The sequence below is a fragment of the Phenylobacterium deserti genome (assembly GCF_003254705.1).
GTDB classification, from domain to species: Bacteria; Pseudomonadota; Alphaproteobacteria; order Caulobacterales; family Caulobacteraceae; genus Phenylobacterium; species Phenylobacterium deserti.
In genome coordinates this window covers 292,306-319,038 of record NZ_QFYR01000004.1, presented here as the reverse complement: position 1 = coordinate 319,038, position 26,733 = coordinate 292,306, and the positions used below count along the sequence as shown (strand labels likewise).

29 protein-coding genes are annotated in these 26,733 nt (G+C 67.8%); 15 read left to right on the top strand and 14 right to left on the bottom strand.

Going from position 1 to position 26,733, the window contains the following annotated elements:
- Positions 1 to 3: 3 nt before the first annotated feature.
- On the bottom strand, positions 4 to 1,653 hold the full coding sequence (locus tag DJ018_RS19505) for a flagellar hook-length control protein FliK (RefSeq protein ID WP_111516022.1): 1,650 nt from the start codon (positions 1,651 to 1,653) through the stop codon (positions 4 to 6).
- A 373-nt stretch (positions 1,654 to 2,026) separates the two neighbouring features.
- Between DJ018_RS19505 and flgK the strand changes: the two genes are divergently transcribed.
- Both flgK and DJ018_RS16255 read left to right on the top strand, forming a co-directional pair.
- Complete coding sequence (gene flgK, locus DJ018_RS16260; protein WP_111516021.1) at positions 2,027 to 4,123, top strand: flagellar hook-associated protein FlgK; 2,097 nt, start codon at positions 2,027 to 2,029, stop codon at positions 4,121 to 4,123.
- Positions 4,124 to 4,134: 11 nt separating this feature from the next.
- Positions 4,135 to 5,061 carry a flagellin gene (locus DJ018_RS16255; RefSeq protein ID WP_111516020.1) on the top strand — a complete coding sequence of 309 codons (927 nt, stop codon included), beginning with the start codon at positions 4,135 to 4,137 and terminating at the stop codon, positions 5,059 to 5,061.
- A gap of 5 nt (positions 5,062 to 5,066) precedes the next feature.
- Here the strand turns inward: DJ018_RS16255 and DJ018_RS16250 are convergent, their stop codons facing one another.
- Positions 5,067 to 5,258, bottom strand: a complete 192-nt coding sequence (locus DJ018_RS16250; RefSeq protein ID WP_111516019.1) for a hypothetical protein — start codon at positions 5,256 to 5,258, stop codon at positions 5,067 to 5,069.
- A 193-nt stretch (positions 5,259 to 5,451) separates the two neighbouring features.
- Here DJ018_RS16250 and mnmA point away from each other — a divergent pair, with 193 nt between their 5' ends.
- The 3 genes from mnmA (at position 5,452) to DJ018_RS16235 (ending at position 8,256) form a co-directional block, all read left to right on the top strand.
- Positions 5,452 to 6,639 carry a tRNA 2-thiouridine(34) synthase MnmA gene (mnmA, locus tag DJ018_RS16245; protein WP_111516018.1) on the top strand — a complete coding sequence of 396 codons (1,188 nt, stop codon included), beginning with the start codon at positions 5,452 to 5,454 and terminating at the stop codon, positions 6,637 to 6,639.
- A gap of 48 nt (positions 6,640 to 6,687) precedes the next feature.
- Positions 6,688 to 7,875 (top strand): acetyl-CoA C-acyltransferase, encoded by a 1,188-nt coding sequence (locus tag DJ018_RS16240; RefSeq protein ID WP_111516017.1) that lies wholly within the window; start codon positions 6,688 to 6,690, stop codon positions 7,873 to 7,875.
- A gap of 108 nt (positions 7,876 to 7,983) precedes the next feature.
- Positions 7,984 to 8,256 carry a GNAT family N-acetyltransferase gene (locus DJ018_RS16235; protein WP_111516016.1) on the top strand — a complete coding sequence of 91 codons (273 nt, stop codon included), beginning with the start codon at positions 7,984 to 7,986 and terminating at the stop codon, positions 8,254 to 8,256.
- Here the strand turns inward: DJ018_RS16235 and DJ018_RS16230 are convergent.
- The 3 genes from DJ018_RS16230 to DJ018_RS16220 all read right to left on the bottom strand — a co-directional run bounded on the left by DJ018_RS16230 (position 8,253) and on the right by DJ018_RS16220 (position 10,537).
- Positions 8,253 to 8,861, bottom strand: coding sequence for a hypothetical protein (locus tag DJ018_RS16230; RefSeq protein ID WP_133254318.1), 609 nt, complete (start codon positions 8,859 to 8,861; stop codon positions 8,253 to 8,255). The genes DJ018_RS16235 and DJ018_RS16230 overlap by 4 nt on opposite strands.
- 227 nt (positions 8,862 to 9,088) lie before the next feature.
- The gene (locus DJ018_RS16225) at positions 9,089 to 9,877 is read right to left on the bottom strand and encodes a TSUP family transporter (protein ID WP_111516014.1); all 789 of its coding nucleotides are present in this window, start codon (positions 9,875 to 9,877) and stop codon (positions 9,089 to 9,091) included.
- 309 nt (positions 9,878 to 10,186) lie between these two features.
- Complete coding sequence (locus DJ018_RS16220; protein WP_111516013.1) at positions 10,187 to 10,537, bottom strand: endonuclease domain-containing protein; 351 nt, start codon at positions 10,535 to 10,537, stop codon at positions 10,187 to 10,189.
- 169 nt (positions 10,538 to 10,706) lie between these two features.
- On the opposite strand from DJ018_RS16220, the gene DJ018_RS16215 reads away from it, so the two are divergent.
- Entirely contained in the window at positions 10,707 to 11,012 is a 306-nt protein-coding gene (locus tag DJ018_RS16215) for a hypothetical protein (protein ID WP_111516012.1), read from the top strand.
- 283 nt (positions 11,013 to 11,295) lie between these two features.
- On the opposite strand, the gene DJ018_RS16210 is transcribed toward DJ018_RS16215, so the two are convergent.
- On the bottom strand, positions 11,296 to 11,583 hold the full coding sequence (locus DJ018_RS16210) for a hypothetical protein (protein WP_111516011.1): 288 nt from the start codon (positions 11,581 to 11,583) through the stop codon (positions 11,296 to 11,298).
- Positions 11,584 to 11,908: 325 nt separating this feature from the next.
- Here DJ018_RS16210 and DJ018_RS16205 point away from each other — a divergent pair, with 325 nt between their 5' ends.
- On the top strand, positions 11,909 to 12,874 hold the full coding sequence (locus tag DJ018_RS16205; protein ID WP_111516122.1) for a DGQHR domain-containing protein: 966 nt from the start codon (positions 11,909 to 11,911) through the stop codon (positions 12,872 to 12,874).
- 1 nt (position 12,875) lies between these two features.
- Positions 12,876 to 13,670: a hypothetical protein gene (locus DJ018_RS16200; protein ID WP_111516010.1), complete on the top strand. Its 795-nt coding sequence runs from the start codon at positions 12,876 to 12,878 to the stop codon at positions 13,668 to 13,670.
- 187 nt (positions 13,671 to 13,857) lie between these two features.
- Here the strand turns inward: DJ018_RS16200 and uvrB are convergent, their stop codons facing one another.
- On the bottom strand, positions 13,858 to 16,122 hold the full coding sequence (gene uvrB / locus DJ018_RS16190) for an excinuclease ABC subunit UvrB (RefSeq protein WP_420849534.1): 2,265 nt from the start codon (positions 16,120 to 16,122) through the stop codon (positions 13,858 to 13,860).
- 431 nt (positions 16,123 to 16,553) lie between these two features.
- Between uvrB and DJ018_RS16185 the strand changes: the two genes are divergently transcribed.
- Together DJ018_RS16185 and DJ018_RS16180 are read left to right on the top strand one after the other, a co-directional pair.
- Complete coding sequence (locus DJ018_RS16185) at positions 16,554 to 16,892, top strand: PadR family transcriptional regulator (protein WP_111516008.1); 339 nt, start codon at positions 16,554 to 16,556, stop codon at positions 16,890 to 16,892.
- Entirely contained in the window at positions 16,892 to 17,872 is a 981-nt protein-coding gene (locus DJ018_RS16180; protein ID WP_111516007.1) for an HAAS signaling domain-containing protein, read from the top strand. The genes DJ018_RS16185 and DJ018_RS16180 overlap by 1 nt, the downstream gene beginning before the upstream one ends.
- Before the next feature lie 79 nt (positions 17,873 to 17,951).
- On the opposite strand, the gene DJ018_RS16175 is transcribed toward DJ018_RS16180, so the two are convergent.
- Positions 17,952 to 18,134, bottom strand: coding sequence for a hypothetical protein (locus DJ018_RS16175; protein ID WP_111516006.1), 183 nt, complete (start codon positions 18,132 to 18,134; stop codon positions 17,952 to 17,954).
- Between the two features lie 484 nt (positions 18,135 to 18,618).
- Between DJ018_RS16175 and DJ018_RS19595 the strand changes: the two genes are divergently transcribed.
- From DJ018_RS19595 to DJ018_RS16160, 3 genes are all read left to right on the top strand, one after another.
- Entirely contained in the window at positions 18,619 to 19,554 is a 936-nt protein-coding gene (locus tag DJ018_RS19595; RefSeq protein WP_133254317.1) for a cell wall hydrolase, read from the top strand.
- Between the two features lie 73 nt (positions 19,555 to 19,627).
- Entirely contained in the window at positions 19,628 to 20,374 is a 747-nt protein-coding gene (map, locus tag DJ018_RS16165; protein WP_111516004.1) for a type I methionyl aminopeptidase, read from the top strand.
- Between the two features lie 35 nt (positions 20,375 to 20,409).
- Positions 20,410 to 20,631 (top strand): hypothetical protein, encoded by a 222-nt coding sequence (locus tag DJ018_RS16160; RefSeq protein WP_111516003.1) that lies wholly within the window; start codon positions 20,410 to 20,412, stop codon positions 20,629 to 20,631.
- A gap of 21 nt (positions 20,632 to 20,652) precedes the next feature.
- On the opposite strand, the gene DJ018_RS16155 is transcribed toward DJ018_RS16160, so the two are convergent.
- From DJ018_RS16155 to DJ018_RS19255, 5 genes are all read right to left on the bottom strand, one after another.
- Positions 20,653 to 21,150, bottom strand: a complete 498-nt coding sequence (locus tag DJ018_RS16155) for an SRPBCC domain-containing protein (RefSeq protein WP_111516002.1) — start codon at positions 21,148 to 21,150, stop codon at positions 20,653 to 20,655.
- Between the two features lie 108 nt (positions 21,151 to 21,258).
- Positions 21,259 to 21,414 (bottom strand): TonB-dependent receptor plug domain-containing protein, encoded by a 156-nt coding sequence (locus tag DJ018_RS19260; protein WP_165842952.1) that lies wholly within the window; start codon positions 21,412 to 21,414, stop codon positions 21,259 to 21,261.
- Positions 21,415 to 21,426: 12 nt separating this feature from the next.
- Positions 21,427 to 21,843: a DUF6683 family protein gene (locus DJ018_RS16150; RefSeq protein WP_111516001.1), complete on the bottom strand. Its 417-nt coding sequence runs from the start codon at positions 21,841 to 21,843 to the stop codon at positions 21,427 to 21,429.
- Between the two features lie 78 nt (positions 21,844 to 21,921).
- Entirely contained in the window at positions 21,922 to 22,128 is a 207-nt protein-coding gene (locus DJ018_RS16145) for a hypothetical protein (RefSeq protein ID WP_111516000.1), read from the bottom strand.
- Between the two features lie 72 nt (positions 22,129 to 22,200).
- Positions 22,201 to 22,650 carry a nuclear transport factor 2 family protein gene (locus DJ018_RS19255; protein WP_165842951.1) on the bottom strand — a complete coding sequence of 150 codons (450 nt, stop codon included), beginning with the start codon at positions 22,648 to 22,650 and terminating at the stop codon, positions 22,201 to 22,203.
- A gap of 187 nt (positions 22,651 to 22,837) precedes the next feature.
- Here DJ018_RS19255 and DJ018_RS16135 point away from each other — a divergent pair, with 187 nt between their 5' ends.
- Entirely contained in the window at positions 22,838 to 24,295 is a 1,458-nt protein-coding gene (locus tag DJ018_RS16135; protein WP_111515999.1) for a DUF7125 family protein, read from the top strand.
- Entirely contained in the window at positions 24,295 to 26,328 is a 2,034-nt protein-coding gene (locus DJ018_RS16130) for an ATP-binding protein (RefSeq protein WP_111515998.1), read from the top strand. The genes DJ018_RS16135 and DJ018_RS16130 overlap by 1 nt, the downstream gene beginning before the upstream one ends.
- A gap of 15 nt (positions 26,329 to 26,343) precedes the next feature.
- Here the strand turns inward: DJ018_RS16130 and DJ018_RS16125 are convergent, their stop codons facing one another.
- Positions 26,344 to 26,682, bottom strand: coding sequence for a VOC family protein (locus DJ018_RS16125; RefSeq protein WP_338066151.1), 339 nt, complete (start codon positions 26,680 to 26,682; stop codon positions 26,344 to 26,346).
- Between the last annotated feature and the right edge of the window lie 51 nt (positions 26,683 to 26,733).

Below are 26,733 nucleotides of genomic sequence, written 5' to 3'. Positions count from 1 at the left end.
ACCTCAGATCCTCACGTCGACGCCTGACGCCGCGGCGCGACGCAGGTAGAGGGCGCTGTTCACGGCGGCCGAGGCCGCTTCGCCCGCATTGTTGAGAGCCGCCTCGAAGGCGCGGCCGCGGAAAGTTGCGCCGCCTTGGCCGCTCTGGTCCTGGTTCTGGGCCTGGCGACCGGATCCGTTGGGATCGCCCGCAACGTCGAACGACAGTCCGCCCGACAGGTCGAAGCCGGCCTGCTCGAGAACCTTCTGCAGCTCCGACGCTCGGGCCTTCAGCTCGGCGGCGGCTTGCGGATTGTCGAACGACATAGCCGCGCTGACCTGGCCCTGTGCGCCGATCTCCAGCCGCACGTCCACGCGGCCCAGCCCGAGCGGATCGAGCTGCAGGTCGAAGCGGGTTGTCCGTCCTTCCAGCTTCTTGATGACCTGAGCCGCAAGGTTGGCGACGGTCTCAGGCGAGCCGCGAACCGGCGCCGCGGTGGGCAGAACTTCGGCTTCCGGGTGCGCCGCGGAGGCTGTCGTCATAGGCGCCGAGGCGAGGGGCTCGCTGACCACGGGTTCCGGCGGGAGCTGGTCCGCGGCGAGCGCCGTCTGGTCGCGGCTGGAGCGAGCGGCGACAGCGTCCACGCTCGGCGCGTTCTCGATGCTGCCGGGGCGAAGCTGTGGACCGCCGAGCGAAGCTTCGGCCGCGTGAGCCTCAACCCGACCCGGATGAGCGCTCCTGTCCTTACCCTTGGCGGGCGCGGAGGAGGGGGCGACTGGCGACGCTTCAGTTTGACGGGCGGCGGGTTTCGCCGCGGGCGCTGCGGCTTGCGCCGCGATGGCCTGGACGGGGATCGGCGGCGTGGCCTCTGCCTGGGCCGCTGGAGCGGCGGGTGGCGGCGCGGGTTGCGTTTGCGCTTGTGCTTGCGGCGGGGCGGCGGCCGTCGTGACCTTCGGGGCCTCAGCCTTCATATTGGGCGAACGAACGTTGGCCGTATCGGCTGCAGGCTTGTCGATCGGCGGCTTGGCGCCGGGCGTTTCCAGAGCAAGCTCGGACGGGGCGGCTGCTTCCGAAGGCTGCAGCGCCGCAAGAACCGTTTGCTCAGGCTCAACAGGGGGTGGAACACGCCCGCTGAGCGCGACCTGCTGGGCGGCGGCGGTTGGCTCCGTCTGCTTGGACGCAGCCTGTCCGTCCAGGGCAGCCCGCGGCGCCAGGTCCGCTGACGTTGTGGGCTCCGCCAGCAGGGGCGAGGCCGGCTGAGATGCGCCGCCGCCGGCCGCGTCTTCCGACGAGACAGTCTTGACCGTGGTCGGCTGCGGCGAGACCGGAGCCGCTACTGCGCCGGACAGAACAGCCAGCATGGCTGCGTCGGGGCCGACCAGGGGCTGCTCGACAGCCGCCGCAGGTGCTTCGCCATCGGCCAGGGCGCCCTCAGGTTGGGGGGGCTCCATCTGAGCGTCCAGCAGAGAGCCCGAAGGCGCTGTCGCACCCGTTCCCAGGATCCCTGCAGCGAGAGTGGCTTGGCCAGCTTCGCCCTCCGCCTGCGCGAACAGACTGGCGAACATCGCGTCGAAAACGCCCAGCACGCCGCTGCCGGCTCCGGCTGCGGGGTTCTGCGCACCAAGGCCCTGTTGGCTGGCGAGCGGGTTGGTGATGGACGCGGTGACGGACACTGCTGGCTCAAATCTGAAGATGAGAGCGCATCCTGCGCCGGGCTCATTCGAACGTTCCGCAGCAACCTTCGCGCCAACCAATTAGCTGCTGTTTTCATTGGGTAATCCGGATGATCCGCTGGCAGGACTTCGCGGTCTCGGCGGTTTTTGCCGGGCCCCCGACGGTGTGCTCGGCGCAGAATGCCGAGCGATCCGGGAACCAATCCGCTCGAAGTGGCCCAGCTCTTGCGCCTGCTTGTTCGGGTCAGCGACGCTCAGAAGCGGCGTCATTGATTTCCAACGGTTTTCTCCCGCGCTTTGCGCATGCGTTCCCGAAAGTTCCCGGCAGAATCCGCCGGGCCGCGCAGGCTTTGCCGGGCTGAGGATTGGTCCCATGTCGCTCACAGCGACGCTGAAGACGGCGAACTCCGGCCTCATGGCGGCCCAGACCGGGCTACGCGCGGTCTCGGACAACATCGCCAACGTCAATACGCCTGGCTACGTCCGCAAGACGGTCAACCAGCGCCCGGTCGTGGTCAACGGGTCGGGCATGGGCGTCGAGGTCACTGGCCTCAGCCGCGTCACCGACCAGTACCTCCAGCTCGCCACCCTGGCCGCCGGCTCCGAAGCCTCGCGATGGGACGTCGTCTCCAAGTACCTGGACAACGCCCAGAGCCTGTTTGGCGACCCGTCCAGCGACACGTTCTTCTTCAGCCGTCTGGACGACATCTATTCGGCGTTCAGCGCGGCCAGCAACGATCCCGCCTCCAGCCTGCGCCGCGGTCAGGCGCTGAACAACGTCCAGGACATGCTGGCCGAGGCGAAGCGGATCAACGGCCAGCTGACGCAGATCGCCGGCACGCTGGACTCCCAAATCAAGTCGGACATCGCGCGCGCCAACGATCTGCTCAAGGAGATCAACCGGCTCAACGGCGACATCACCCGCGCCAAGCTGGTGGACCAAGACGCGTCGGGCTCGGAAAACATCCAGGCTCAGCTGGTGGACGAGCTCGCCACCATGATCGACATCAAGGTGTCGGGGCGCTCCCAGGGCGGGATCGAGATCCGCTCGGCCGAAGGGGTGAAGCTCAGCGGCGACGGCGCCGCCACCCTGAACTATGTGCGCAACGACGGCGCGCGCGGCTACATCTCCGTGACCTCGGCCAGCGGGGTCAGCACCCAGCCCATCCTGATCAAGAGCGGCGCGGTACGCGGGCTCCTCGATCTCCGCGACGTTCAGCTCCCGGCGATCTCCGATCAGCTCGGCGAGTTCATGACCCGCGCCACGGATCAGCTGAACGCTGCGCACAACGCCGCCAGCGCGGTGCCAGCGCCCGCAAGCCTGACGGGCCGAGATACGGGTCTCGACATCGACACCGCCGTGGGTGGCTTCACGGGCAAGACGACGGTCGCCATCGTCAACGCCGCGGGCGTCCTCCAGCGCCGGGTCGACATCGACTTCGACAACGGCACGATGAGCGTCGACGGCGGGCCGGCCACCGGCTTCAGCCCGGCCAGCTTCCTGAGCACCCTGGACGGCGCGCTTGGCGGCATGGGCACGGCGACCTTCTCGGCCGGCGCCCTCAGCATCAGCGCCAGCGGCGGGAACGGCGTGGCCATCGACGAAGGCACGTCGATGAAAGCCGGCCGTGCGTTCTCGCACTTTTTCGGCCTGAATGACCTGATCCGTTCGGATGGCATCACCAACTTCGACACTGGGCTGACGCTGGGCGACGCCCACGGCTTCAATGGCGGCGACCAGATTACCCTGCGGCTGGCGCAGCCGGACGGGAAGCCCATCTCCGACGTGACGGTCACCATTCCGTCCGGCGGCACCATGGCGGATCTGCTGAACGAGCTGAACAGCTCGTCCACGGGTGTCGGCCTCTACGGTCAGTTCAATCTGGATGCGGTCGGCGCACTGAACTTCTCAAGTGGGCCCCCGCTGAACGCCAATGTGTCGGTGCTGCGAGACGACACTCAGCGCGGCGCGAGCGGACCGGCCATGAGCCAGCTGTTCGGCATCGGCGCGGCCGTCCGTTCGGCTCGGGCGAACAACTTCAGCCTTGATCCCGCGATCGCCGCCAACTCGGCGAAGCTGGCGCTGGCCAAGCTGAACCTCAACGTCGCAGCCGGCGCGCCGGCCCTCACCCCCGGCGACGGGGACGGCGCTCGCCTGCTCGCGGCTTCGGGCGACGTGATCACCCAGTTCCAGTCGGCGGGCGTGCTTGCCGGCGGCAAGATGAGCGTCTCGCGCTACGCCAGCGAAATGGGCGGCGCCATCGGCCGAGAGGCCGCCGCCGCCGAAACGCGCGCCGGCAGCGCCAACGCGGTGAAGACTGAAGCCAACAACCGCCGCCAGTCCGTCGAAGGCGTGAACCTCGACGAGGAACTGGTCCGGCTCACCACCTATCAGCAGGCCTTCAACGCCTCCGCCCGCATGATCCAGGCGGCGAAGGAACTGTTCGATGTCCTGACGAACACCGTCTGAGGAAGCCTTCGATGGTCGCGCGCATCTCAACCACCTCGTCCTACAACACGGTGCTAGCGAACCTGATGGTCGCGCAGCAGAACCAGCTGGAGGCTGGCGAACAGGTCGGCACCCAGAAGAAGGGCAAGGACCTCAAGGACTTCGCCACCAGCGCCGAGATGCTCACGGCCATGCGGACCGTGCAGGCGCGGGTGAAGATGTACCAGGAGCAGAACTCCATCGTCGCCGACCGGCTGGCGACCCAGGACGCGGCCCTGAACCAGATCACCGACGCGGCGGGCACGACGCGGCAGTCGATCGCCGACGCCATCGCCGCCGGCCGCGCGGACGCTTTGATGGAGGACATCAAGGCGCAGCTGCGCAATGCGATCGACGGGTTGAACACCCGCTACAACGGCAAGTTCTTGTTCGCTGGCGGTCAAATCGAGACCAAGCCGGTGTCCGCCCAGAGCATGGCCGAGCTGACGAGCGGGCCGGTCGCCAGCTTCCTGCATAACGACGAATACAAGGCGCAAGCCAAGCTCGACGACTCCACCACCGTGGGAACCGGCTTCCTGGCGTCCGAGCTCGGAGAGGACCTGCTGGCGGCCTATCAGGCGATCCAAGCGTTCGAAGAGGGGCCGGACGGGCCGTTCAACGGCAAACTGACGACCGCGCAGTCCAACTTCCTGCAGAGCCAGCTCGCCACCTGGGACACGGTGCGGACGGACCTGACCGCGCTGACCGCCCAGAACGGCCTGGCCCAGAAGCAGGTCAAAGATGTCGCCGAGCGGCTGGTCACCCGCGACGATGCGGTCAAGGGCATGATCGGCGACGTCACGGATGCCGACATGGCCATGGCCGCCACCCAGCTGCAGATGGCGCAGATCGCCGTCCAGGCCTCGGCTCAGGTGTTCATGACGCTGCAGTCCAGCTCGTTGCTGAACCTGCTGAAGTAGCGGGCTCAGCCCAGGCGGAGTTCGCCGCCCAGGCGGCCCACAAGGCGCTCGCCGTCCCACACCTCCGCGGCGTACTGGCCGGCCGAGAGAGCCTCGGCCCGCTCGAGCGCGCGCCGGTCGTTCGGCAGATCCTCTTCCAGAGCATCGGCGATGCGATCCTGCCGGTTGAGCACGTAGATCCGATATTGGTTCATCATGGTCTGCTCCCCCGTTGAGCAGTGGCGGAGTGGAGCGTGCGGTGCGCATCTCCCTCGCCGGTACTCGCGGACGATGAGCGCAGTTTACAGCAGGACTGTGACGCCGAAGATCACGCTTTCGCCATGGTAGCGCTCGCACCTGCGACGGGCCTGACCCTCGCAATCGGCCATCCGTGACTATAAATAGCCCGCCATGACTGCGCCCTTCGCCCTCGCCGAGGCTGACGCCGACTTGTCCGACCGCCTGGTCCAGGCGGCGCGAGAGGCTGTCGGCCTGCCTGCGGGAACGCGCATCGTGGCGGCCATGTCCGGCGGGGTGGACTCGACCGTAACCGCGGCGCTGCTGGCCAAGGCCGGCTACGACGTGGTGGGCGTCACCCTCCAGCTCTACGACCACGGCGCGGCGATCCAGAAGAAGGGTGCCTGCTGCGCCGGCCAGGACATCCACGACGCGCGTACGGCGGCGGACGCCATCGGCATCCCGCACTACGTCCTGGACTACGAAAGCCGCTTCAAGCAGCAGGTCATCGAGGACTTCGCCGACAGCTACCTGCGCGGCGAGACGCCGATCCCGTGCATCCGCTGCAACCAGACGGTCAAGTTCCGCGACCTGCTGGACGTGGCCCGCGACCTGGGCGCCGAGGCCATGGCGACCGGGCACTACGTGCGCCGCGAGGTTGGGCCGAACGGGCCGGAGCTGCACCGGGCGCACGATCCGGCCCGGGACCAGAGCTACTTCCTGTTCGCCACCACACCTGAGCAGCTGGCGTTCCTGCGCTTCCCGCTGGGCGGCCTGCCCAAGCCGCTGGTGCGGGCGGCGGCGGCGGAGCTCGCCTTGAGCGTGGCGGACAAGCCGGACAGCCAGGACATCTGCTTCGTGCCGGAAGGCCGCTACACCACCCTGATCGACCGCCTGCGCCCGCATGGGGCGGAGGCGGGGGACATCGTGCACCTGGACGGCCGGGTGCTGGGCCGCCACGAGGGGGTGACCCGCTACACCATCGGCCAGCGCCGGGGGCTGAACGTGGCGGTGGGCGATCCGCTGTTCGTCGTGCGCATCGACGCCGACAAGCGGCAGGTGGTGGTGGGGCCGAGAGAGGCGCTGCTGACCACGGCCTTGACCCTCAAGGAGACCAACTGGCTGGGCGAGGGCGCATCCATCGAGGCCGCCGAAGGCCGGCCGGTGCTGGTGCGCGTGCGCTCTACCCGCGAGCCGGTGCCGGGGCGGATCGCCCTGGTGGACGGGAAGGCCGGCGTGGCCTTCGACGTGGCCGAGGAGGGCGTGGCGCCCGGGCAGGCCTGCGTGCTCTATGCGCCGGAGGCGCCGAGCCGGGTGCTGGGCGGCGGCTTCATCGAGCGCACGGTCCGCAACGCCGACTGACGTCGCGTCAGGCTTGAAGCGGCCCCCGCCTGGGGTCATTTCAGGGCCATGAGCACGTCCGATCCTGTCGTCATCGCTTCCTACGCCCGCACGCCGATGGGCGGGTTCCAGGGCGTCTTCGCCGGCGTGAAGGCCACTGAGCTGGGCGCCGCCGCGGTGCGGGCCGCCGTGGAGCGGGCGGGCGCCAGCCCCGACGCCGTCGAGCAGATCGTCATGGGCTGCGTCCTGCCGGCGGGGCAGGGGCAGGCGCCGGCGCGGCAGGCGGCCTTGGGCGCCGGGCTGCCGACCTCGGTGGAGGCGACCACCGTCAACAAGATGTGCGGCTCCGGCATGCAGGCCGCGATCATGGCGCACGACGCCCTGGCGGCCGGCAGCGCCGACCTGATCGTGGCGGGCGGCATGGAGAGCATGACCGGCGCGCCGTACCTGCTGGCCAAGCACCGCGGCGGGGCGCGGATCGGCCACGACGCCATCCTGGACAGCATGTACCTGGACGGGCTGGAGGACGCCTACGAGCCCGGCCGGCTGATGGGCTCCTTCGCCGAGGAGACCGCGCGGCAGTACCAGTTCACCCGCGAGGCGATGGACGAGTACGCCATCGGCTCGCTGGCCAAGGCGCGGCAGGCGACCGAGAGCGGCGCCTTCGCCCGGGAGATCGTCCCCTTCGAGGTGGTCTCCCGCAAGGGCGCGGTGCTGGTGGAGCATGACGAGCAGCCGCTGAAGGCCGACCCGAACAAGATCCCGACCCTGAAGCCCGCCTTCGCCAAGGACGGGGCGATCACCGCGGCCAACGCCTCCTCGATCAGCGACGGGGCGGCGGCCCTGGTGATGACCCGCGCCTCGGTGGCCGAGCGGCTGGGCCTCAAGGTGGTGGCGCGGGTGGTGAGCCACGCGGCCCATGCCCACGAGCCCGGGCTGTTCACCACCGCGCCCGTGCCTGCCATGCAGAAGGCGCTGAAGAAGGCCGGCTGGAGCGTCGACGACGTCGACCTGTTCGAGGTCAACGAGGCCTTCGCCGTGGTGGCGATGATCGCCGAGCGGGAGCTGGGGATCGACCGGGCCAAGCTGAACGTCCACGGCGGGGCCTGCGCCCTGGGCCACCCGATCGGGGCGTCGGGGGCGCGGATCCTGGCCACCTTGCTCAGCGCGCTGGAGCAGACCGGCGGCAAGCGCGGGCTGGCCAGCCTGTGCATCGGCGGCGGCGAGGCGACGGCGATGGCGGTGGAGCTGGTGTGAGGCGAGGGTCTGAGCGGACCCCCTCCACCGCTTCGCGGTTCCCCTCCCCCAGAGGGGGAGGAACTGGGCCGTTGGGATCGGATCGGGCGGTTCCTAAGTTCTCCCATCATGAGCGAGCTGCGCAACGATCCCGCACGGTCACGGTACGAGATGGAGGAGCAGGGGGAGGTGTCCTATGCGGACTACCGGCTCACCGGCGACCGGATGTACATCGACTACGTGTTCTCGCCCCCGGCGCTGAGAGGCAGCGGGGCGGCCGGCCGGCTGATGTCGGCGGTGGCGCAGGATGCGAAGGACAAGGGGCTGAAGATCACGCCCATCTGCGGCTATGCGGCCGCCTGGCTGCGGCGCAGCCATGACTATCGGGATCTGCTGGCCTAGGCGGAACTTCGATGCTCCCCTTCAGGGGGAGCTCCGGCGAAGCCGGTGAGGGGGTTCAAGGGGCGTAGGCCGCGGGTGAAACCCCCTCCGTCGGCTTTGCCGACACCTCCCCCTGAGGGGGAGGATCTTCTGTCGTCCTCATCCTCATCGTCGTGCTCGTCGGCTTCGCCCGCGGGGGCAAGGCGGGAGAGCTTGTCGCAGAGGCGGTCGGCGATGGCTTCCAGCACGTCGTTGCGGAAGTGCTCGAACAGGGTGTCGTCGTCGAGGCCGAAGGGGCGGAAGGCTTCTGGCTGGAAGGCGGCGTCGGGCTCGGACGCGCAGCGCGGTTCGGAGGCGCGGGCCTCGATCTGGCGGGCCTCAACCGGGCGCGCCTCACGCTCGCGGCGGTCGCGGGCTTTCTCGCGGGCCAGGCGGTCCTGCAGGGCGATGGACTGGCCGACCACCCGGGCGGTGCGCTGGAAGGCGAGGGCGAGCTCGGCGGCCTCGTGGCTGTCTTCGGCTTCGAGCGCGCGGCGCTGCAGGGTCGTGGCGAGCGCCAGGCCGAGGTCGGCCAGGCGTCCCAGGACGTTCAGCTGCTGCTCGGCCAGGGCCGCGGGCTCGTTCATGAACGAAAGGAGAACACGCGTCCGGCTGTAAGGCAAATTTTGAGTTGGATTTCTTCAGCCGCAGAAGATCGGCGGCGGCCGTCGCTCCAGACAACGGCCGCCGCCGGGCCTGACGGGTTGGCGCTGGGCAAGCGCCGGGCGGCTGTGGGGCTCTCGTGTGCGAGCCGCCGTCCGCAGGCAGGGCATCTCTCAATACGAGCGGTCGGCTCGAACGGATGCTTCGCACCCTAACGAAAAGCGTCCTGAACGAGAAGGCGCAGCGGATTGGCCGAGTCGCTGAGCAATTTGACGGTCATGCCGATGCAAACGACCGCCAGCAGGGGGCGGATCAGGCGCGGGCCGAAGCGCATGGCGGCGTGGGAGCCGAGGCGGCCGCCGATGAACTGGCCCACCGCCATGCAGGCGCCCAAGGTCCACAGGACGTGGCCGCCCAACGCCAGCACGGCGACGGAGATGGCGTTGCTGGTCAGGTTCAGCGCCTTGGTGTGGGCGGTGGCCCGCGTCAGGCCCATGCCCAGCAGGGTGACCAGGGACAGGGCGAAAAAGGAGCCGGTGCCGGGGCCGAAGAAGCCGTCATAGAAGCCGATGGCGAAGGCCACGACGGAATAGGCGGCGGGGGTGAGGCGCGCGCGGATGTCCTCGTCCGAGGCCTTGGGGCCGAACAGGAAGTAGAGGGCGATGGCCGCCAGCAAGAGGGGCAGGGCCACCAGCAGCCAGCGGGTGGAGGCGAACTGCAGGGCAAAGGCGCCCAGGCCCGCGCCGACAAAGGTGGCGGCGATCGGCCAGGCGATGCGGCGAAAGTCGATCAGCCCGGCGCGCCAGAAGCTCCAGGTGGCGGAGGCCGTGCCGACGCTGCCTTGCACCTTGTTGGTGGCGATGGCGGCCACCGGGCTGATCCCGGCGGTCAGCAGGGCCGGCACGGTGATCAGCCCGCCGCCTCCGGCGATGGCGTCCACGAACCCGGCCGCCGCGGCCACGAGGGTGAGCGCGCCGATGGCGCCGAGGGAAAGGTCCATGGGGGTGGTGTAGATGATCCTCCCCCTCAGGGGGAGGTGGCCGAAGGCCGGAGGGGGGTTCAGCCGCGGCCAGCGCCCTATGAACCCCCTCAGTCGCTTCGCGACAGCTCCCCCTGAGGGGGAGCATCTGGCGCGGCGTTGCTCCTCCCCTTCAGCGGGAGGTGGCCGAAGGCCGGAGGGGCTTGCAGGCCGGGACTGCGCCCTATGAACCCCCTCAGTCGCTGCGCGACAGCTCCCCCTGAGAGGGAGCATCTGGCGCGGCGTTGATCCTCCCCTTCAGGGGGAGGTGGCCGAAGGCCGGAGGGGGTTTCAGCCGCGGAGCTGGATCGCGTTCTCGATCAGGGAGGCTCCGGCGTCGTGGGAGTCCAGGACGTCACGTGCGGAGATGCGGACCGTCTGGATGCCTTGCGCGGTGAGCCAGGCGTCGCGGGCGGCGTCGGCGTCCGTGCGGGCGAGGTGGGTGTCGCCGTCGATCTCCACCGCGAGCTGGAGCTGGTCGCAATAGAAGTCGAGGACGTAGGGGCCGATCGGGTGCTGTCGGCGGAAGTGGAGGCCGTGCAGCTGGCGGCCTTTGAGCGTGCGCCAGAGGAGAACTTCCGGGAGGCTCATGCGCCGGCGCAGGGTCCGGGCGAAGTCCTTGGTGGGGCGCGGCGCGTCCATTCGCAGATCAGGCGGGGAGGCTAGCCTGCGGTCAAGCTCCAAGATCCTCCCCTCAGGGGGAGGTGGCCGAAGGCCGGAGGGGGTTTCAGGCAGGGACTGCGCCTTATGAACCCCCTCAGTCGCTTCGCGACAGCTCCCCCTGAGGGGGAGCATCTGGTTAGGGTGCGGGATGGCTCGCAAGACACGTATCCGCATCGAGGACGTCGCGCCGGTGTTGGTGGGGCTGGCGTCGGGGGCCGGGGCCCTGTCGATGCTGATGCCAGGGTGGATGTTCGCCCTGATGGCGCTGACCGGCTGGGCGGGCAAGGCCTGGCCCTTGGTGTTGGGCATGGCGCTGGGGCCGGTGGCCGCGCCGGGAGCGGGCTGGGTGCTGATGAAGCACGGGCGGCCCCGGGCCGCCATCGTCATGGCGGTGCTGGGGTTCGCGCTCACAGGGCTGCTGCTGACCGTCTTTGCGGTGTCGCAGAGCAGGTAAGCTTAGCAAAGGCGGTTAACCGGAGAAGGCATGGGCCGGTTCGGGCCCGTGGCGGCCTGGAAGGCCGTCGGCGTGCGCCGTTTTGGCGCCGCGGGCCGGATCGGAAGCTCCCGTCCCGTCGCAGGAGGGCTCCGTCCGGTCGGGTGCGGTCGCCTTTCCCGTCTGAAGCCTGCGCCGGCCGGACCTTCGCGCCTGTCCCCTCTAGCAAAGGGGCGGGGCGGCGGGTCCGGCCTGGAGGCGCAGCGACTTGGGGCGCGGCGGCCGTTTGGAAGCGCAGAGCCGCTTAGTTGCGGGCGCTGATCGCTTCCAGGGTCTGGACGCGCATTTCGCAGTCTTCAACCAGACGGCGGGCCAGGTCGCGGATGCCCGGCGGATAGGCGTCGCCGCCTTCGGCGATCTCCGCGGCCAGTTCTTCCACCTGCATCAGCGAGGTGGTCAGAGCCCGGACGTGGTCTTTGGCCAGCGTCTTGGCCTCTTGCTGCAGGCGGCGGACGCGCTGCGCAACGGTCTCGGTCTTCTGGGCCGGCGACAGTTGGTTATTGTCGGCGACAACACTCAGCGGAGGTGACATTCGGTAATACCTCAAAATACCCAACCCAGGTTTCTTCGAAGCCCGCCGATCCACCGTGGTTCGGCTGAAGAGGCCTCTCGCCCTGCTGTGTCGATTACGGACGAACACAGCCCAGGTTCCATGAACGCAGCATGATCGGCGCCGCTCGAACCTAGGTGGGGATTTGCGGACACAGTGTGTAGTTAAGCTGGTTGCTTAACGGCCGCAGATTTTGAGCAGGTGGGGGTTAGAGGGGCTGGGGCGAAAGCGTTGCCTTGGGCTATGCAACGGCAGTCTCTTCGAGTGGTATAGCGCTGCTAGCTCATCCTGAAGATGATTGATTCTCATGCCTGAAACCCATCGCTACACCGCAAGTCTCGTCACCCAAGGGCGACATCGCTTCTACACCCTCACGGTGCCGTCAGACGTTCTCGCGAAGACATGCTTTGTCATAAGTCGCGATGAAGACCCTAAAGAAGGGTTCCAGAGGCTGCTTGACCGTGCTCGTGCTGAGCAGATCGCTGACTATATCGACAATGGGCTAGGTACGATTCCGAACTCAATTGTCCTCTCTGCGCAACCAGAGGCGGAGTTCCGCTATGAACGCGTCCGCAAGACTGTCGAGTTCGTCGCACACCCAAAATCCTTCTTGATCCTCGACGGCCAGCATCGGGTTTATGGCTTTTCACTGGCCACGTCTGATCTCCGAGTGCCTGTAGTCATTTACAACGATCTGTCTCGACAGGACGAAAGTCGCCTTTTCATTGATATAAATACAAAGCAGCGGCCAGTTCCTAATGAGTTGTTGCTGGATATCCGTAAGCTAGCGGCCTATCAGGACGACATAGAAACGCGTCTTGCTGAGGTGTTCGACCTTTTCAATGAGATGCCAGCGAGTCCGCTCGCGGGGATGCTCAGTCCTGCTAAGAAGCGCTCTGGCCATATATCTAGAGTGACGTTCAATGCGGCGTTGAAACCCTTGCTTGGGCTGTTCCAGGAGACTGAGTCCGAGGAAATATATCGCATCGTCGGCGGGTATGTCGCTGCTGTTCAGCGCGGGGTTGGTGAGTACGGATTACCTGTTGATGTCACGAACCCGATTACCTTTCGGGGATTCATGCTGCTTTTCCAAGACGTCGCGAGGACAGTCAAGGACCGTCACGGATCTGAGTATACGGTCGACAACTTCTACGAAGCGCTAAGGCCGATGTTCAAGAACGTCAAGGCGAGTGCTATCAAAGAGCCCGGCAATAGCGTAACCGCCTATCATAAGATCCTTACTGATGCCTTCCGGGCGAAATTTACGCTCTAGCATGTACACCGACGATGCTCTTCGTCAGGGCTGGGTTCGTGGCCTAAACGCGGTCTCTGGTAAGCAGTCTATTGAGCTGAAGCATTGGCTGAAGGTCGGCACCTATGCTGTGGAATCGCTAAGCACGCTGGACCGGATCGTGCTGCGACCTGCCGATATAGCTGTGCCGCTCGGGGCTTTGGCCTGTGACGTCAACAGAACTTGCATAAGCTCAATCGAGACCGCTCAGAGCATAGCGGAGGTGCAGGGCCTGCCGAAGTCTTTGGCCTGGATGCTGATCAAGCTATACTATTCGTCTTTTTTTGCGGCCAATGCGTTGCTGCGCATTCAGGGTGTGTCGTGTTCCTATCTCGACATAGAGGAGGTCTTGTCTCTGCGCCGCGTCGCCCATAGCTACGGGATGAGAGATGCCGCTAAGATATCATCGGGTCAATATTTGCTAACATTCGACATGGCGGCGAGAGAGATTGTGGTCGAAAAGAACTCGAGGCTAGCATCCCACGAGTTTGTCTGGAGCGTCTACGTAGCTAAGATTGGCGAGATCAGAGCCAAGCTATCGGGGGCGTTACTTGCCTCCGCCTACGTGAAGAAGGTGGACCTCGTCCTTGCGTCGTTGCAAGACGCGCTCAATGACCAAGGGCGGGTGAATGGGAACTGGCTTTCCCAGGTCCGCAATGCGGTAAACTACCGGCAAGAACTTGGGGTCTGGTATCCCTACCAAGGTAAGCGACAGGCTCCGCGTGGCGAAGCAAGATCTCGGCGGCAACGCGAACTGATCCCACGATGCTCCCACTAAACGGCGCGGACCGCTTAGAGGCGTTCGTCGCGACTTGCTTGTTGATCAACGGCATGTGTCGCGGAACGTTGTGGGACATGTCTGGCCGCTGCCCGGCTGGCAAGTCGTACCTCGAATTCGGGGCTGTCGCCTTCATGAGGCAGTTGGAGAAAAGTGCGCTCAGCGCCTCATGAGCGGCTCGCGTGGCCTACCGCTTCCCCTTCCGGAACCGCTCCTGAGCTTCGGCGCGGGCCTCTGACCGCACGCGTTTGACGGCGGCCTTGTCGCCGGTCTCGCCGTCGCTCGCGAGGGCGTCGGCGGCGAATTCGAGGTCGAGGAGCTTGAGGCGCTTGATCTCGTCGCGCAGGCGGGCGGCGGTTTCGAACTCCAGGTTGGCGGCGGCCTCGCGCATCTTGTTCTCGAGGTCGCGCAGGGTGGCCTTGAAGTTGTTGCCCATGAAGGGCTGGGCGCCGCCGTCGGCCACGCCGGCCGGGACCAGGACGTGGTCCTTCTCGTACGGGGAAGCGAGGATGTCCTTGATCTGGCTCTTCACCGTCTCGGGCGTGATGCCGTGGGCGGCGTTGTAGGCCTCCTGCTTCTCGCGCCGGCGCCGGGTCTCGGCCATCGCGCGTTCCATGGAGCCGGTGACGGTGTCGGCGTAGAGCACGACCTTGCCTTCCACGTTCCGGGCGGCGCGGCCGATGGTCTGGATCAGGGAGGTTTCCGAGCGCAGGAAGCCTTCCTTGTCCGCATCGAGGATGCCGACGAAGCCGCACTCGGGGATGTCGAGGCCTTCGCGCAGGAGGTTGATGCCCACGAGGACGTCGAAGCCGCCCAGGCGTAGGTCGCGGATGATCTCGATCCGCTCCAGGGTGTCGACGTCCGAGTGGAGGTAGCGGACGCGGATGCCCTGCTCGTGCATGTATTCGGTGAGGTCCTCGGCCATCTTCTTGGTGAGGACGGTGACCAGGGAGCGATAGCCCTTGGCCGTGGTCTGGTGGACCATGTCGATGACGTCGTCGACCTGGCTGAAGCCCTGGCCCTGGACGGGGCGGACCTCGACCGGCGGGTCGATCAGGCCGGTGGGGCGGATGACCTGTTCGGTGAAGACGCCGCCGGTGCGCTCCATCTCCCAGGGACCCGGGGTGGCGGACACGTGGACGGTGTCCGGCCGCATGGCGTCCCATTCCTCGAACTTGAGGGGGCGGTTGTCCATGGCGGAGGGCAGGCGGAAGCCGTACTCGGCCAGGGTCCACTTGCGGCGGTAGTCGCCCCGATACATGGCGCCGATCTGGGGCACCGTCTGGTGGCTTTCGTCGATGAACAGCAGGCTGTTCTCGGGGATGTATTCGAAGAAGGTCGGCGGCGGCTCGCCCGGGCGGCGGCCGGTGAGGTAGCGGGAGTAGTTCTCGATGCCGGCGCACGAGCCGGTGGCCTCGATCATCTCCATGTCGAAGGTGGTGCGCTGTTCCAGGCGCTGGGCTTCCAGCAGCTTGCCGTTGGCGACCAGCCAGTCGAGGCGCTCCTTCAGCTCGGCCTTGATGTCGGTGATGGCTTGGCGAAGGGTCGGGCGCGGCGTGACGTAGTGGCTGTTGGCGTAGATCTTCACGCCCTTGAGGTCGGCGGTCTTCTTGCCGGTCAGCGGGTCGAACTCGACGATGGTCTCGATCTCGTCGCCGAACAGGGAGATGCGCCAGGCGCGGTCCTCGTAGTGGGCGGGGAAGATCTCGATGGTGTCGCCCCGGCGGCGGAAGGTGCCGCGCTCGAAGGCCTGGTCGTTGCGCTTGTACTGGAGGGCCACGAGGTCGCCCATGAGCTTCTTCTCGTCGATCCGGTCGCCTGGGGTCAGCGAGAAGGTCATGGCGGTGTAGGTCTCCACCGAGCCGATGCCGTAGATGCAGGACACCGAGGCCACGACGATGACGTCGTCGCGCTCCAGGATCGCGCGGGTGGCCGAGTGGCGCATCCGGTCGATCTGCTCGTTAATCGAGGAGTCCTTCTCGATGTAGGTGTCGGTCCGGGGCACGTAGGCCTCCGGCTGGTAGTAGTCGTAGTAGGAGACGAAGAACTCGACCGCGTTTTCCGGGAAGAAGCTCTTGAACTCGGAATAGAGCTGGGCGGCGAGGGTCTTGTTGGGAGCCAGGATGAGAGCGGGACGCTGGGTCTGCTCGATCACCTTGGCCATGGTGAAGGTCTTGCCCGAGCCGGTGACGCCCAGCAGGACCTGATCGTGCTCGTTCTGGTTCACCCCGGCGACGAGCTCGGCGATGGCGTTGGGCTGGTCGCCGGCCGGCTCGTAGTTGCTGACCAGCTTGAACTTCTGCCCGCCTTCCGACTTCTGCGGGCGCGCCGGACGGTGCGGCTTCCACAGCAGGGGCATGGCGTTTTCGTCGTAGTCAAAGGCCGCCGACATGTCGGCGACGCCCTCCAGCACAGGGGCGGGCGCGCGGCTTTTCGTCGAGGAACGGGGCATGAACGGCAAGGTAGGGGGCCGGGCTGCCGAACGCCAGTCTGCGAGACGAGGCGTCGCACGGCTGCTGACAGGAGGCTGGCAGCAGGAGGGGCGTATTCCGGCGCGGCCTGTCGGGACGGCCGGGTGCGGCGCGTCTTCAGGTCAGGACGGGAGACCTGCCATGCGTCATGTCGTGTTCGCCGCCGCGGCGTTGGTCGGCTGCGTGCTGCTGTGGGTCAGCGCGGGCGGCGGGCTGGCGTGGCTCTAGATCCTCCCCTTCAGGGGGAGGTGGCCCGGAGGGCCGGAGGGGGTCGAAGGCAGGGACTGCGCCCTATGAACCCCCTCAGTCAGCTGCGCTGACAGCTCCCCCTGGAGCGGAGCATCTCACAACTAGGTGTGTGGCGCACAGTATGTGCTGGACAGTGTGTGCCGCACAGTGTACGACGCACAGCATGCCTGATGTCGACGTTTTCGAAACCCTGAAGCTGGAGCTGCGGCGCGGATCCCTGATCCTGGCGGTGCTGGGCCAGCTGCGCACCGAGCACTACGGCTACACGCTGCGGCGCGACCTTTCCGAGGCGGGGGTGGAGATCGACGAGGGCGCCCTGTACCCGATGCTGCGCCGCCTGGAGTCCCAGGGCCTGCTCGCCAGCGAATGGCGCGAGGAAGACAAGCGCAACAAGCGTTTCTACCGGCTCTCGCCGGCCGGGGAGGGCGTGCTCGCCCGCCTCGTCGAGGAGTGGGAGCGGCTCAACTCTTCCGTCGCCACCATCTTGAGGGAGACTCCGTGATGGAGCTCATCGAACGCTACCTGGCGGCCATCGCCCGCCAGATCCCCGGCCAGCGCCAGCGCGACGACGTGGTCGCCGAGCTGCGCGACGAGCTGTTGTCCCAGATCGAGGACCGCGAGGCGGCCCTGGGCCGGCCGCTGGAGAAGAAGGAGCTCGAGGCGCTGGTGCGCGACTTCGGCCCGCCGACGGTGGTGGCCGCCCGCTACTGGCCCATGCAGCGGCTGATCGGGCCGGAGATCTTCCCGTTCTATGTCCAGTTCCTGCGAGCGATCGCCCTGGTGGCGCTGGGCGTGCAGATCGTGGTGTGGGGCGTCGGCCTGGCGTCCGGTCCCGATCCGACGCTCGCCTTGCCGAGGCTGCTCAACGGCGTCTGGGGCGCGCTGCTGATGGTGTTCGCCTGGGTCACCCTGGTGTTCGTGGTCGGCGAGCACCTGGGCGTGCAGAAGGCGCTGGGCCGCAAGTGGAAGCCCAGCGACCTGCCGCCGGTGCAGGCCAAGCGCGGCTGCCGCCGCGGGCCGTTCGAGCTGGTCTTCGAAGCCGCGACCGGCGTCGTGTTCATCCTGTGGTGGACCGGGTTGATCCAGTTCGACAACGTGATGGGCGCGGGCGAGCGCAACATCGTGCTGTCGCTCAGCCCCGGGTGGGACGCCTTCTATTGGCCGGTGCTGGCCGTGGGCGTGCTGCAGCTGCTGGTCAACCTGATCGAGCTGGCGCGACCGGCCTGGAATCGCCTCACCGCAAGCGCCAACGTGGTGTTGCACCTGAGCATCGCGGCGCTGTCGGTGGCGCTGCTGAAGATGGACCGCTACGTGGTGGTCACGGGGCAGGGCGCCACCCCGCAGGTGGCCGACAGCCTGAACATGGCCCTGCACATCGCCTGCATCGCCGTCGCGGTGGTGTCGGTGTTCCAGGCGGGCCGCGAGGCGCTGCGGGCCCTGAACCTGCCCGAGCCGCGCCTGGGGCGGATGAGCCTCGCCTGAGGCGGATCGCAGATGAGCTGAAGCCTCCCCGCAGGGCGGACCTGCGAGGAGGCGAAGCCTTGTGCGGCTGGGCGCCGTCTTAGTTGTTGGTGGCCTTGCCGACCGCAGCGCCGGCCGCGCCGCCGACCGCCGCGCCCACCGGGCCGCCGACCACCGCGCCGGCGACAGCGCCCGAGGCGGCCTTCTGTTCGGTGCTGTGACCGCAGGCGGCCAGGGAAGCGGCCATGCCGGCGGCGGCGAGCAGCATGAGGGTCTTGCGCATTGTTGGGTCCTCCAGAACCGGATGTTGTCGGACCCAGAAACGGCGCTTGCGAAGGGTTGGTTCCGCTGAAGCTTGTTTCCCAAGCTTGACCAATGGGTTGCCTCTGTTTCCGGGAAAATTTAGGTAACTTTTGAGTATCGGCTGCGAATAGCGCTTGCAGCGCTTGCGAAGCCAAGTTGGCCGGAGTCTTGCGACGCTTGTCCCTGAGTGGATCAGGAAGGGACACCTGAGGCGCGACACCGAGTCTTCCGCTGCATTGCACAAAGGGGTTGACCTACCCCTCACAATGCATTCATAAAGCCTTCACCATTTGCCGTCGCCTGCCCCATTAACGAGTCCCGGGCGGGCCAGCCGGCGGGCCGCTTCCAGCATGAGCAGGGGCGATCCGCGGCGACAATTGTCGGGGGGCGCTGACGCCCTCGCGGAGTAGGACGCGAAAGTTTTGCAATTCGGACCTCACGCGCGCGCCGATTGGCGCGTGCTGGTGAGCGCCGCTGTCATCGGCTCGGGCGTCGGCATGGCCCTGGGCGCCGCCTATATGGCGGGCGGGATGGCGCGCGCCGCCGACGACCACAGCCGCGTCTCGCGGATCGCCGGAAGCGCCGATGGGCGCTTCTCGGACCAGGTGCTGCTCAGCCAGACCGCCGGCATGGATGCGGGCGTTCTGCGGCTGGCGCAGGCCCATGACCCCTTCTCTCGGCAGGGCGCCGAGCGCGGCCGCCAAGCCGCCATGTTCGACCTCGGCCTGCGCAAGGCCGACCTCAAGGAAGAGACCGCCAAGCCGAGCGCCGCGCGCGAGCTCGATTGCCTGGCCCAGGCCGTCTATTTCGAAGCCCGCGGCGAGACCCAGCAAGGCCAGGCGGCCGTCGCCCAGGTCGTGCTGAACCGGGTCAAGAACCCCAACTTCCCCAAGACCATCTGCGGGGTGGTGTTCCAGGGCGCCGCCAGCCGCGGCTGCCAGTTCTCGTTCGCCTGCGACGGCTCCATGCGCCGCCGGCTGGACGCGGGCGCCTGGAGCCGGGCCCGCAAGGTGGCCACCCGGGCGCTGTCGGGCGCCGTGGCCGCAGACATCGGCTCGGCCACCCACTTCCACACGACGGGCGTCGCACCGGCCTGGGGCGCGCACATGAAGCGTGTCGCCCAGGTGGGCCTGCACGTCTTCTACCGGTTCAATCCGCGCGGCGTGAACAACGCCCCGATCTTCGTCTCCAACCCGGTGGAGCACACCCCGGCCCTGCGCCTGACGCCTGCGCTGACGGAAGCGTCCGCCCCGGCGGCGGTGTCGGCGGGCTCTGCGGTGGCGGACGCTCCGGCCAGCGCGCCGGCGGCTCCGCAGGCTGACAGCGCCGCGCCGGCGGTGGCCAAAGGCTCGGACGCCGTGGCCAAGGTGGACGTCGCCCCGGACACCACCGCCTCCTAATTCCCGGCCGGCGGGTCATTGCACCCGTCAACCCGAACCTGCACCATGTCGGGACAGGCAGGAAAGGCGCGCCATGACCATCGAGAGCGAGGACCAGCTCGACAAGCTGAAGGCGGTCGGCGGCCTTGTGGCCCGGACCCTGGCGGCCATGGGCCAGGCCCTGGAGCCGGGGATGACCACCCGCGAGCTGGACGACCTCGGCCGCGCCCTGTTGGAAAAGGAAGGCGCCCGTTCGGCGCCGGAAGTGACCTATGGCTTTCCCGGAGCGACCTGTATCTCGGTCGGGCCGGACTGCGCCCACGGCATCCCCGACGAGACGGTGATCAAGGCGGGCGACCTGATCAACATCGACGTCTCGGCGGAGCTGGACGGCTTCTTCGGCGACACGGGCGCCAGCTTCGCCGTCCCGCCAACCAGCGCGCGCATCGAGCGCCTGTGCCGGGACGGGCGTCGGGCCATGTGGGCGGGCATCCGCGCGGTGAAGCCGGGCGGGGCGCTGAACGAGGTGGGGCGCTCCATCGAGAGCTTCGCCCGCAAGAACGGCTACAGCCTGGTGCGCAACCTTTCGAGCCACGGCGTCGGGCGCTCGCTGCACGACGACCCGGCCGAGATCCCCACCTGGTACGAGCCGCGCGACCGGCGGAAGATCCCCGAGGGCCTGGTGTTCACCATCGAGCCGTTCCTGTCGCTGGGCGCCGACTGGGTGGAGGAGCGCGACGACGGCTGGTCCCTGCGCCCGCCGGGCCGCGAGGCCACGGTGCAGTACGAACACACCCTGGTGGCCACCCGCCGCGGCCCGGTGATCCTGACGCTGGCGTGAGGGCGCGCGTCAGGCCAAGCGTGGAGAGACGTCCAATGAAGGGCGAGGCGAAGGCCAAGCATTCAGCGGCAGAGCGGACGCGGATCGCCGGTGCGATCAGCCTTGGCGTGCTCGCAGTGGCCGGCCTAATCAACGTGCTGGCCCGCGCCCACCCGCAAGGTGCAGAGGGCCTTGTGAAAGGCCTGGGATTGATGAGCGTGGGCGTGGCCATCGCCTGCCTCGGCGCATGGGCGGCCGCGAAGCGAGCCAAGCGCTAGCCGCCAGGCGACCTTACGGCGTCATGTCGGCTCCGGCAGGGAGGCGAGCAGGTCGTCCAGCTGAGCGAACTGCTCCGACATCATGACCTGCATGCCCTCGACGGCCTCTGCCGGAGGCTCAGCGGGATGGAGCTCGCTGAGGACCAGAAGCGTCTGTGCGCCGCGATCTTCGAAGGTCACGGTGGTGACCGGGCCGTCGGCGCTTTCCTCGTTGGTCCAGACCAGGCGGGAAGGCGGAGTCACTTCCAGGTACTTGCCAAAGAAGGTCGCCGACTCCGCGCCCGCGCCGAAGGTGATGCGATAGCCGCCGCCCGTACGCGCATCGATCTCGCAGCCGCTGAGCACCGCGCCCATCGACTTGGGCGCCCACCACAGCTTGAAAAGCTCAGGCCGGGTCCAGGCGTCGAACACCGCCCGCACCGGGCCCTCGAAGGTCCGTGACACGGTGACCTCGCGCTCGGATTTGCGCTGAACCGTGGTCGCATAGGTCGCCCGCTCGGGCTGATCGCTCTGGCGCATGGGGTGTCCTCTCTGTCGAATGGGTCCGATCCATCACAAGGACGAGCGAGCGTGTGCGAGTCCGACATCGGTCGTCCAGCAGGTAGCCGCGAGAGCGGATCTGGCCGATCAGCCCGTCCCAGGTTGTGACATGGACGCTGGCGTCTGGGCCAGGGCGTCCACCATGGTGACCAGGTTCTGGTCCTCGATGCGCTGGCGGGTGATGACGCTGACCGTGTTCGGCACGTCGAGGATCGACACCAACTCCTCGCCGCCGATGGTCACCGGGTCGGGCGCTTAGCCGCCGCTGGGAACGAAGCCGGCGTTGGTGAGGCGGACCGCGTCGAGGTCCAGGCCGAAGGCGCGGGCGCTCTGGCGGGCCATGCGGCCGATGGCTTGCAGTTGGGCGGGGTCGTTCTTCACCTGCTCGGTCACTGACGCCAGGATCACCGCCTGAACGAGCAGGCCCTCGGAGAACGCCTGCTTGGCCGCGTCGTCGTCCAGCGGCAGGCCTGGGGCCGCGAGGAAGGCGCGCTCGGCCTGGGCGCGGACCGCCTGCACCGCGCCCCGATCCGGATCGCCTGTCTCGCCGTGCGCCGCCTGCCAGGCGTTGATCCACCAGACGGTATAGGCGTCCGCCATGTCGTCGGCCCGCAGTCCAAAGCGGGCGAGCTCCGCCTGCAGGCGGGGGAAGAGCGTGGGGTCCTTGAGCACCGCTTCCAGCTGTCGGTAGCTCGTGGGATCACCGCCGCGGCGCTGGTCGAGGAAGCGCTTGAAGTTGGCGGCGCGACGTTACGGCGAAGGGGTGAAGCGCAGGGCGGCGGGAGCGCGCGCGGGCGCGGGCGGCGTTCTGGAGGACTGCTGATTGCGCAGCACCGTTCCGAGCTGATCCGTCCCGGTGACCGATGGGATGATGACGCTCCAGCCCCAGACGTCCTGCGCCGCGGCGGGAAGGGCGGCCACCCAGATGGCGGCGGCGATGACCAGGGCGCGCTTCATCCTATTGTCCCTCGTTGCATGTCGAGCAGGCTGGGCGAACATTTTGACGGCGGCTTGTGGTGACCTGAGGCCTCACCGGATGTTGGTGGACTGCCGCGCGATCTGCTTCCAACCGTCCGGCGACCTGCGCCACACGCTGGTGAAGCGGCGGGTCACCGGGCCGACAGCGCTGGATGCAGAGGGCATTACGGGCGCCGGCCCCACTCGTTCCTGCCCCATGAGCACGACGACGTCGCCGGACTGGTAGGCGGCCTCGATGTTCCGCTCGTAGGTGGCGAACCTCACAGCGCCGGAGGCGAACTGGGCCAGCACCCGATCGCCCGTCAGGATCTGGTTGGCGGAGTTCTGGAGGCGGAACTCGGGCGCGAAGAACGGCGCAATGCGCGCCGGATCCCCGCTTCGGATCGCCGCTTCGAGTTCGGTGTTGAGCGCCAGGACTTCTGTGACGGCCGGTGAGCTTTGGGCGGCTGCGGCGCTCGCCAACACCAGAGCCAAGCCTGCACCAAGTGATTGTCGCAGCATCAGCAGCCTCTCGACGCCCCCGGAGCGTGATACTGCGGCAGCTTCGATCCGCTTTCCACCTTGCACCCTAGCGTTTTGCGGAGGTGTGCTGACCACCCAACTTCGGCGTTGTTGAATGGTGCTAGGGTGCGAACCTAGCTCGCTATACGTCGAATGTTCCGGCGTTCCAGCCGGCTGAGGACCCCTTATGGACGACGCGACCGGGATCAGCGGACTGGATGACGTGCTGGGCGGAGGCTTGTCGCCTGGCCGGCTGTACCTCCTGGAAGGCTCGCCTGGGGCCGGCAAGACGACCATCGGAACCCAGTTCCTGATGCAGGGGGTGAAGCTGGGGCAGCGCTGCCTCTACATCACCCTTTCAGAGACGGAGGAGGAGCTGCGGCAGAGCGCGGAGTCGCACGGCTTCTCGCTTGAAGGGATCGAGATCTACGAGCTGATCCCGCCGGAGAACCTGCTGGACGAAGAGCAGCAGCAGAGCCTGCTCTATTCCTCCGATCTGGAGCTGGGGGAGACCACCAAGCGCATCTTCGAGACGTTTGAGCGGGTGCGGCCGGACCGCGTGGTGCTGGACAGCCTGTCGGAGATCCGGCTGCTGGCGCAAAGCTCCCTGCGCTATCGGCGGCAGATCCTGGCGCTGAAGCACTACTTCGCCCGGCAGAACGCCACCGTGTTGATGCTGGACGACCTCACCGCCGACGCCAACGACAAGACGGTCCACAGCATCGCCCATGCCGTGATCCGGCTGGAGGAAACCGCGCCCGACTATGGCGCCGAGCGGCGGCGGATGCGGGTCATCAAGTACCGCGGGCGCCGCTTCCGGGGCGGCTATCACGACTTCACCATCGTGAGCGGCGGGGTGCGGGTTTTCCCACGGCTGGTGTCCGCGGAGCACAAGGTCGACTTCGCCCGCGACACGCTGCAAACCCATTCGGCGGAGCTGAACAACCTGCTCGGCGGCGGAATCGATCGCGGCTCCAGCACGCTGGTGCTCGGACCAGCCGGCACGGGCAAATCGCTGCTGACGCTCACCTTCCTGAAGACTGCAGTAGAGCGCGGGGAAACCGTCGCCATGTTCGCGTTTGACGAGGAACGGGGCCTGCTGATCAAGCGCGCGCTTGGCCTCAACATCGACCTGCAGGCGATGATCGACAGCGGCCACATGATCCTGGAACAGGTGGACGCCGCCGAGCTCACCCCCGGAGAGTTCTCAGCCCGGGTCCGTCAATGCGTGGAAGAGCAGGGCGCGCGGACGGTCGTGATCGACAGCCTGAACGGCTACCAGGCGGCGATGCCCGGGGAGCATGCGCTGATCCTGCACATGCACGAGCTGCTGCAGTACCTGAACCGCAGGGGTGTCACGACCTTCCTGACGGTGGCGCAACATGGGTTGGTCGGCGACATGAAGACGCCGGTCGATATCACCTACCTAGCCGACACCGTCGTTCTGCTTCGTTATTTCGAGGACCGTGGGCGCGTCCGGCGGGCCATCTCCGTGGTCAAGAAGCGCACGGGCCACCACGAAGAGACGATCCGGGAATATCAGATCGACCGCAACGGCATCACGCTGGGGCCGCCGCTGACCGACTTCCAAGGCATTCTGCGCGGCGTGCCGGTGGTGCTCGAGCGACAGGCGGACGCGGGCTGATGCCCGGCAGCGTGTCCGAGCGCGCCCTTGTTCTGGCGCCCCGCGGACGGGACGCGGCCGTGGCGGTCGGCATGCTCATCGAAGCCGGGCTGGAGGCCGCCGCCTGTTCCAGCCTTCCTCAATTGGTGGCCGAGTTCGATCAGGGCGTCGGGATCGCGGTGATCACCGAAGAGGCGCTGGCGACGACGGATCTCAAGCCTCTCGCCGAATGGCTGCACGGCCAGGAGGAATGGTCGGACCTGCCGTTCGTGCTGCTCACCCACCGGGGCGGCGGGCTGGAGCGAAACCCGGCGGCGTCGCGGCATCTCGAGATCCTGGGCAATGTCACCTTCCTGGAGCGGCCGTTCCACCCGACAACCCTGGTCAGCCTCGCCAGGTCCGCGCTGCGGGGACGTCGGCGGCAGTACGAGGCGCGCAGCCGCCTGAAGGCGCTGCACGAAAGCGAGGCGCGCTACCGGCTGCTGTTCGAAACGCTGGATGAGGGCTTCGCGGTCATCAAGTTCCTGGACGGCCCGCATGGTCCGCTGAGCGACTACGTCCATGTGGAAGCCAACCCCGCCTACGAGCGGCATGCCGGCATCGCCAACGTCGTCGGCCAGAAGGTCCGCGAGATGGTGCCGGACGAGGCGGGAGGCTGGGTGGAGCTCTATCGGCGAGTGCTGACCACCGGCGAGCCGGTGCGGTTCGAGCGCGAGCTGGTGGCCACGGGCCGTCATCTGGATTTGGCCGCCTTCCGGGTCGAGCCGGCCAGCCGCAGGGAGGTGGCCGTCCTCTTCCAGGACGTCACCGCGCGGCGCCGGGCCGAGATCGCCCTGCGGGACCTGAACGAGACGCTGGAGCGACGGGTGCGCGACGCCCTGGGGGAGCGGGAGGCTGCGCTCGCACAGCTGCATGAAGCCCAGAAGCTGGAGACCATCGGGCAGATCACCGGCGGGGTCGCCCACGACTTCAACAACCTGCTGACGCCGATCACCGGCGCGCTGGACCTTTTGCAGCGCCGCTACGCCGCCGACGATGCGCGGGCGGCTCGGCTGATCGATAACGCGCTGCTGTCGGCCGACCGGGCCAAGACGCTTGTGCAGCGCCTGCTGGGCTTTGCGCGCCGGCAGTCGCTGCAGACCCGCGCCGTGGACGTGAGCGAGTTGCTCGACGGCATGACGGACCTGATCAACAGCTCGGTCGGGGCGCAGATCGAGGTCAGCATCGCCGCCTCGGACGGACTGCCGGCGGCGATCGCCGACATCAATCAACTCGAACTCGCGATCCTGAACCTGGCGGTCAACGCGCGGGACGCCATGCCGGGCGGCGGGCGGCTGACCATCGCGGCCACACACGAGGTCCTGGGGCCTGGCTCCGCCGCGGGTGCGGCGCCGGGGACCTATATCCGCATCTCCGTCGTCGACACCGGCTCGGGCATGGACGAGAGCACCCTGGCCCACGCGATCGAGCCCTTCTACTCGACCAAGGGCATCGGCAAGGGCACCGGGCTGGGGCTGTCGATGGTGCACGGGTTGGCGGCGCAGCTCGGCGGCGCCTTCCAGCTGACCAGCGTGGTAGGCGAGGGCACGCGCGCCGACCTGTTCCTGCCGACCGCCAAGGGCCAAGTCGCCGAGGGGCTTCGACGCCAGTCGCAGGACGCGCCGTTCATGCCGGCGATGCGCCTGCTGCTGGTGGACGACGAGGAGCTGATCCGCACGGGCACCGCCGAGATGCTGCGCGAACTCGGCCACACGGTGGTCGAGGCGACGGGCGGACGCGAAGCTTTGGCGATGCTGGAGCAGGGCCTCGCCATCGACGTCCTGGTGACGGACTACATGATGCCGCAGATGGACGGGGCGGTCCTGGCGCGGCGGGTGCTGGAGAGGCAGCCGGACCTGCCCGTGCTCGTGGTCACGGGCTATGCGGGCGGCGATCTGGACATCGGCCACACCCAGCTGGCCAAGCCGTTCCGGCAGGCGGACCTGGCCGCAGCGCTGCTGGAGGCGACGAACCCGCGCGTGGTGCGGCTCACCCGGCCCCACAAACCAAACTAGACCAGCGCTGCTCGATCAGGCCGGCGGCTGCCAGAGCTCGATGGCGTTGCCTTCGGGGTCGTGGATGCGGGCGAAGCGGCCCGTCTGCGGATTGTCCCACTCGTCCGGACGGGTCTCCACCGCGACGCCGGCGGCCGACAGCTTGGCGATCATGCCGTCGAGGTCATCGACCCGCAGGTTGATCATGAACGCCTTGTCCGCGGCGAAGTAGTCGCTGTCGGCCTTGAAGGGCGCAAAGACGGTAGGCCCCGCCTCCTGCGCCCAGAAGCCCGGCACGCCCAGGTGCTCCTCGTACCAGGCGGCCAGCGCCGTCGTATCCTGCCCGCGGAAGAACAATCCGCCGATCCCCGTCACCTTGGCCAAGACGCCCTCCGTTGCTGGCGCATCTAGGCATGTTGGAGAACG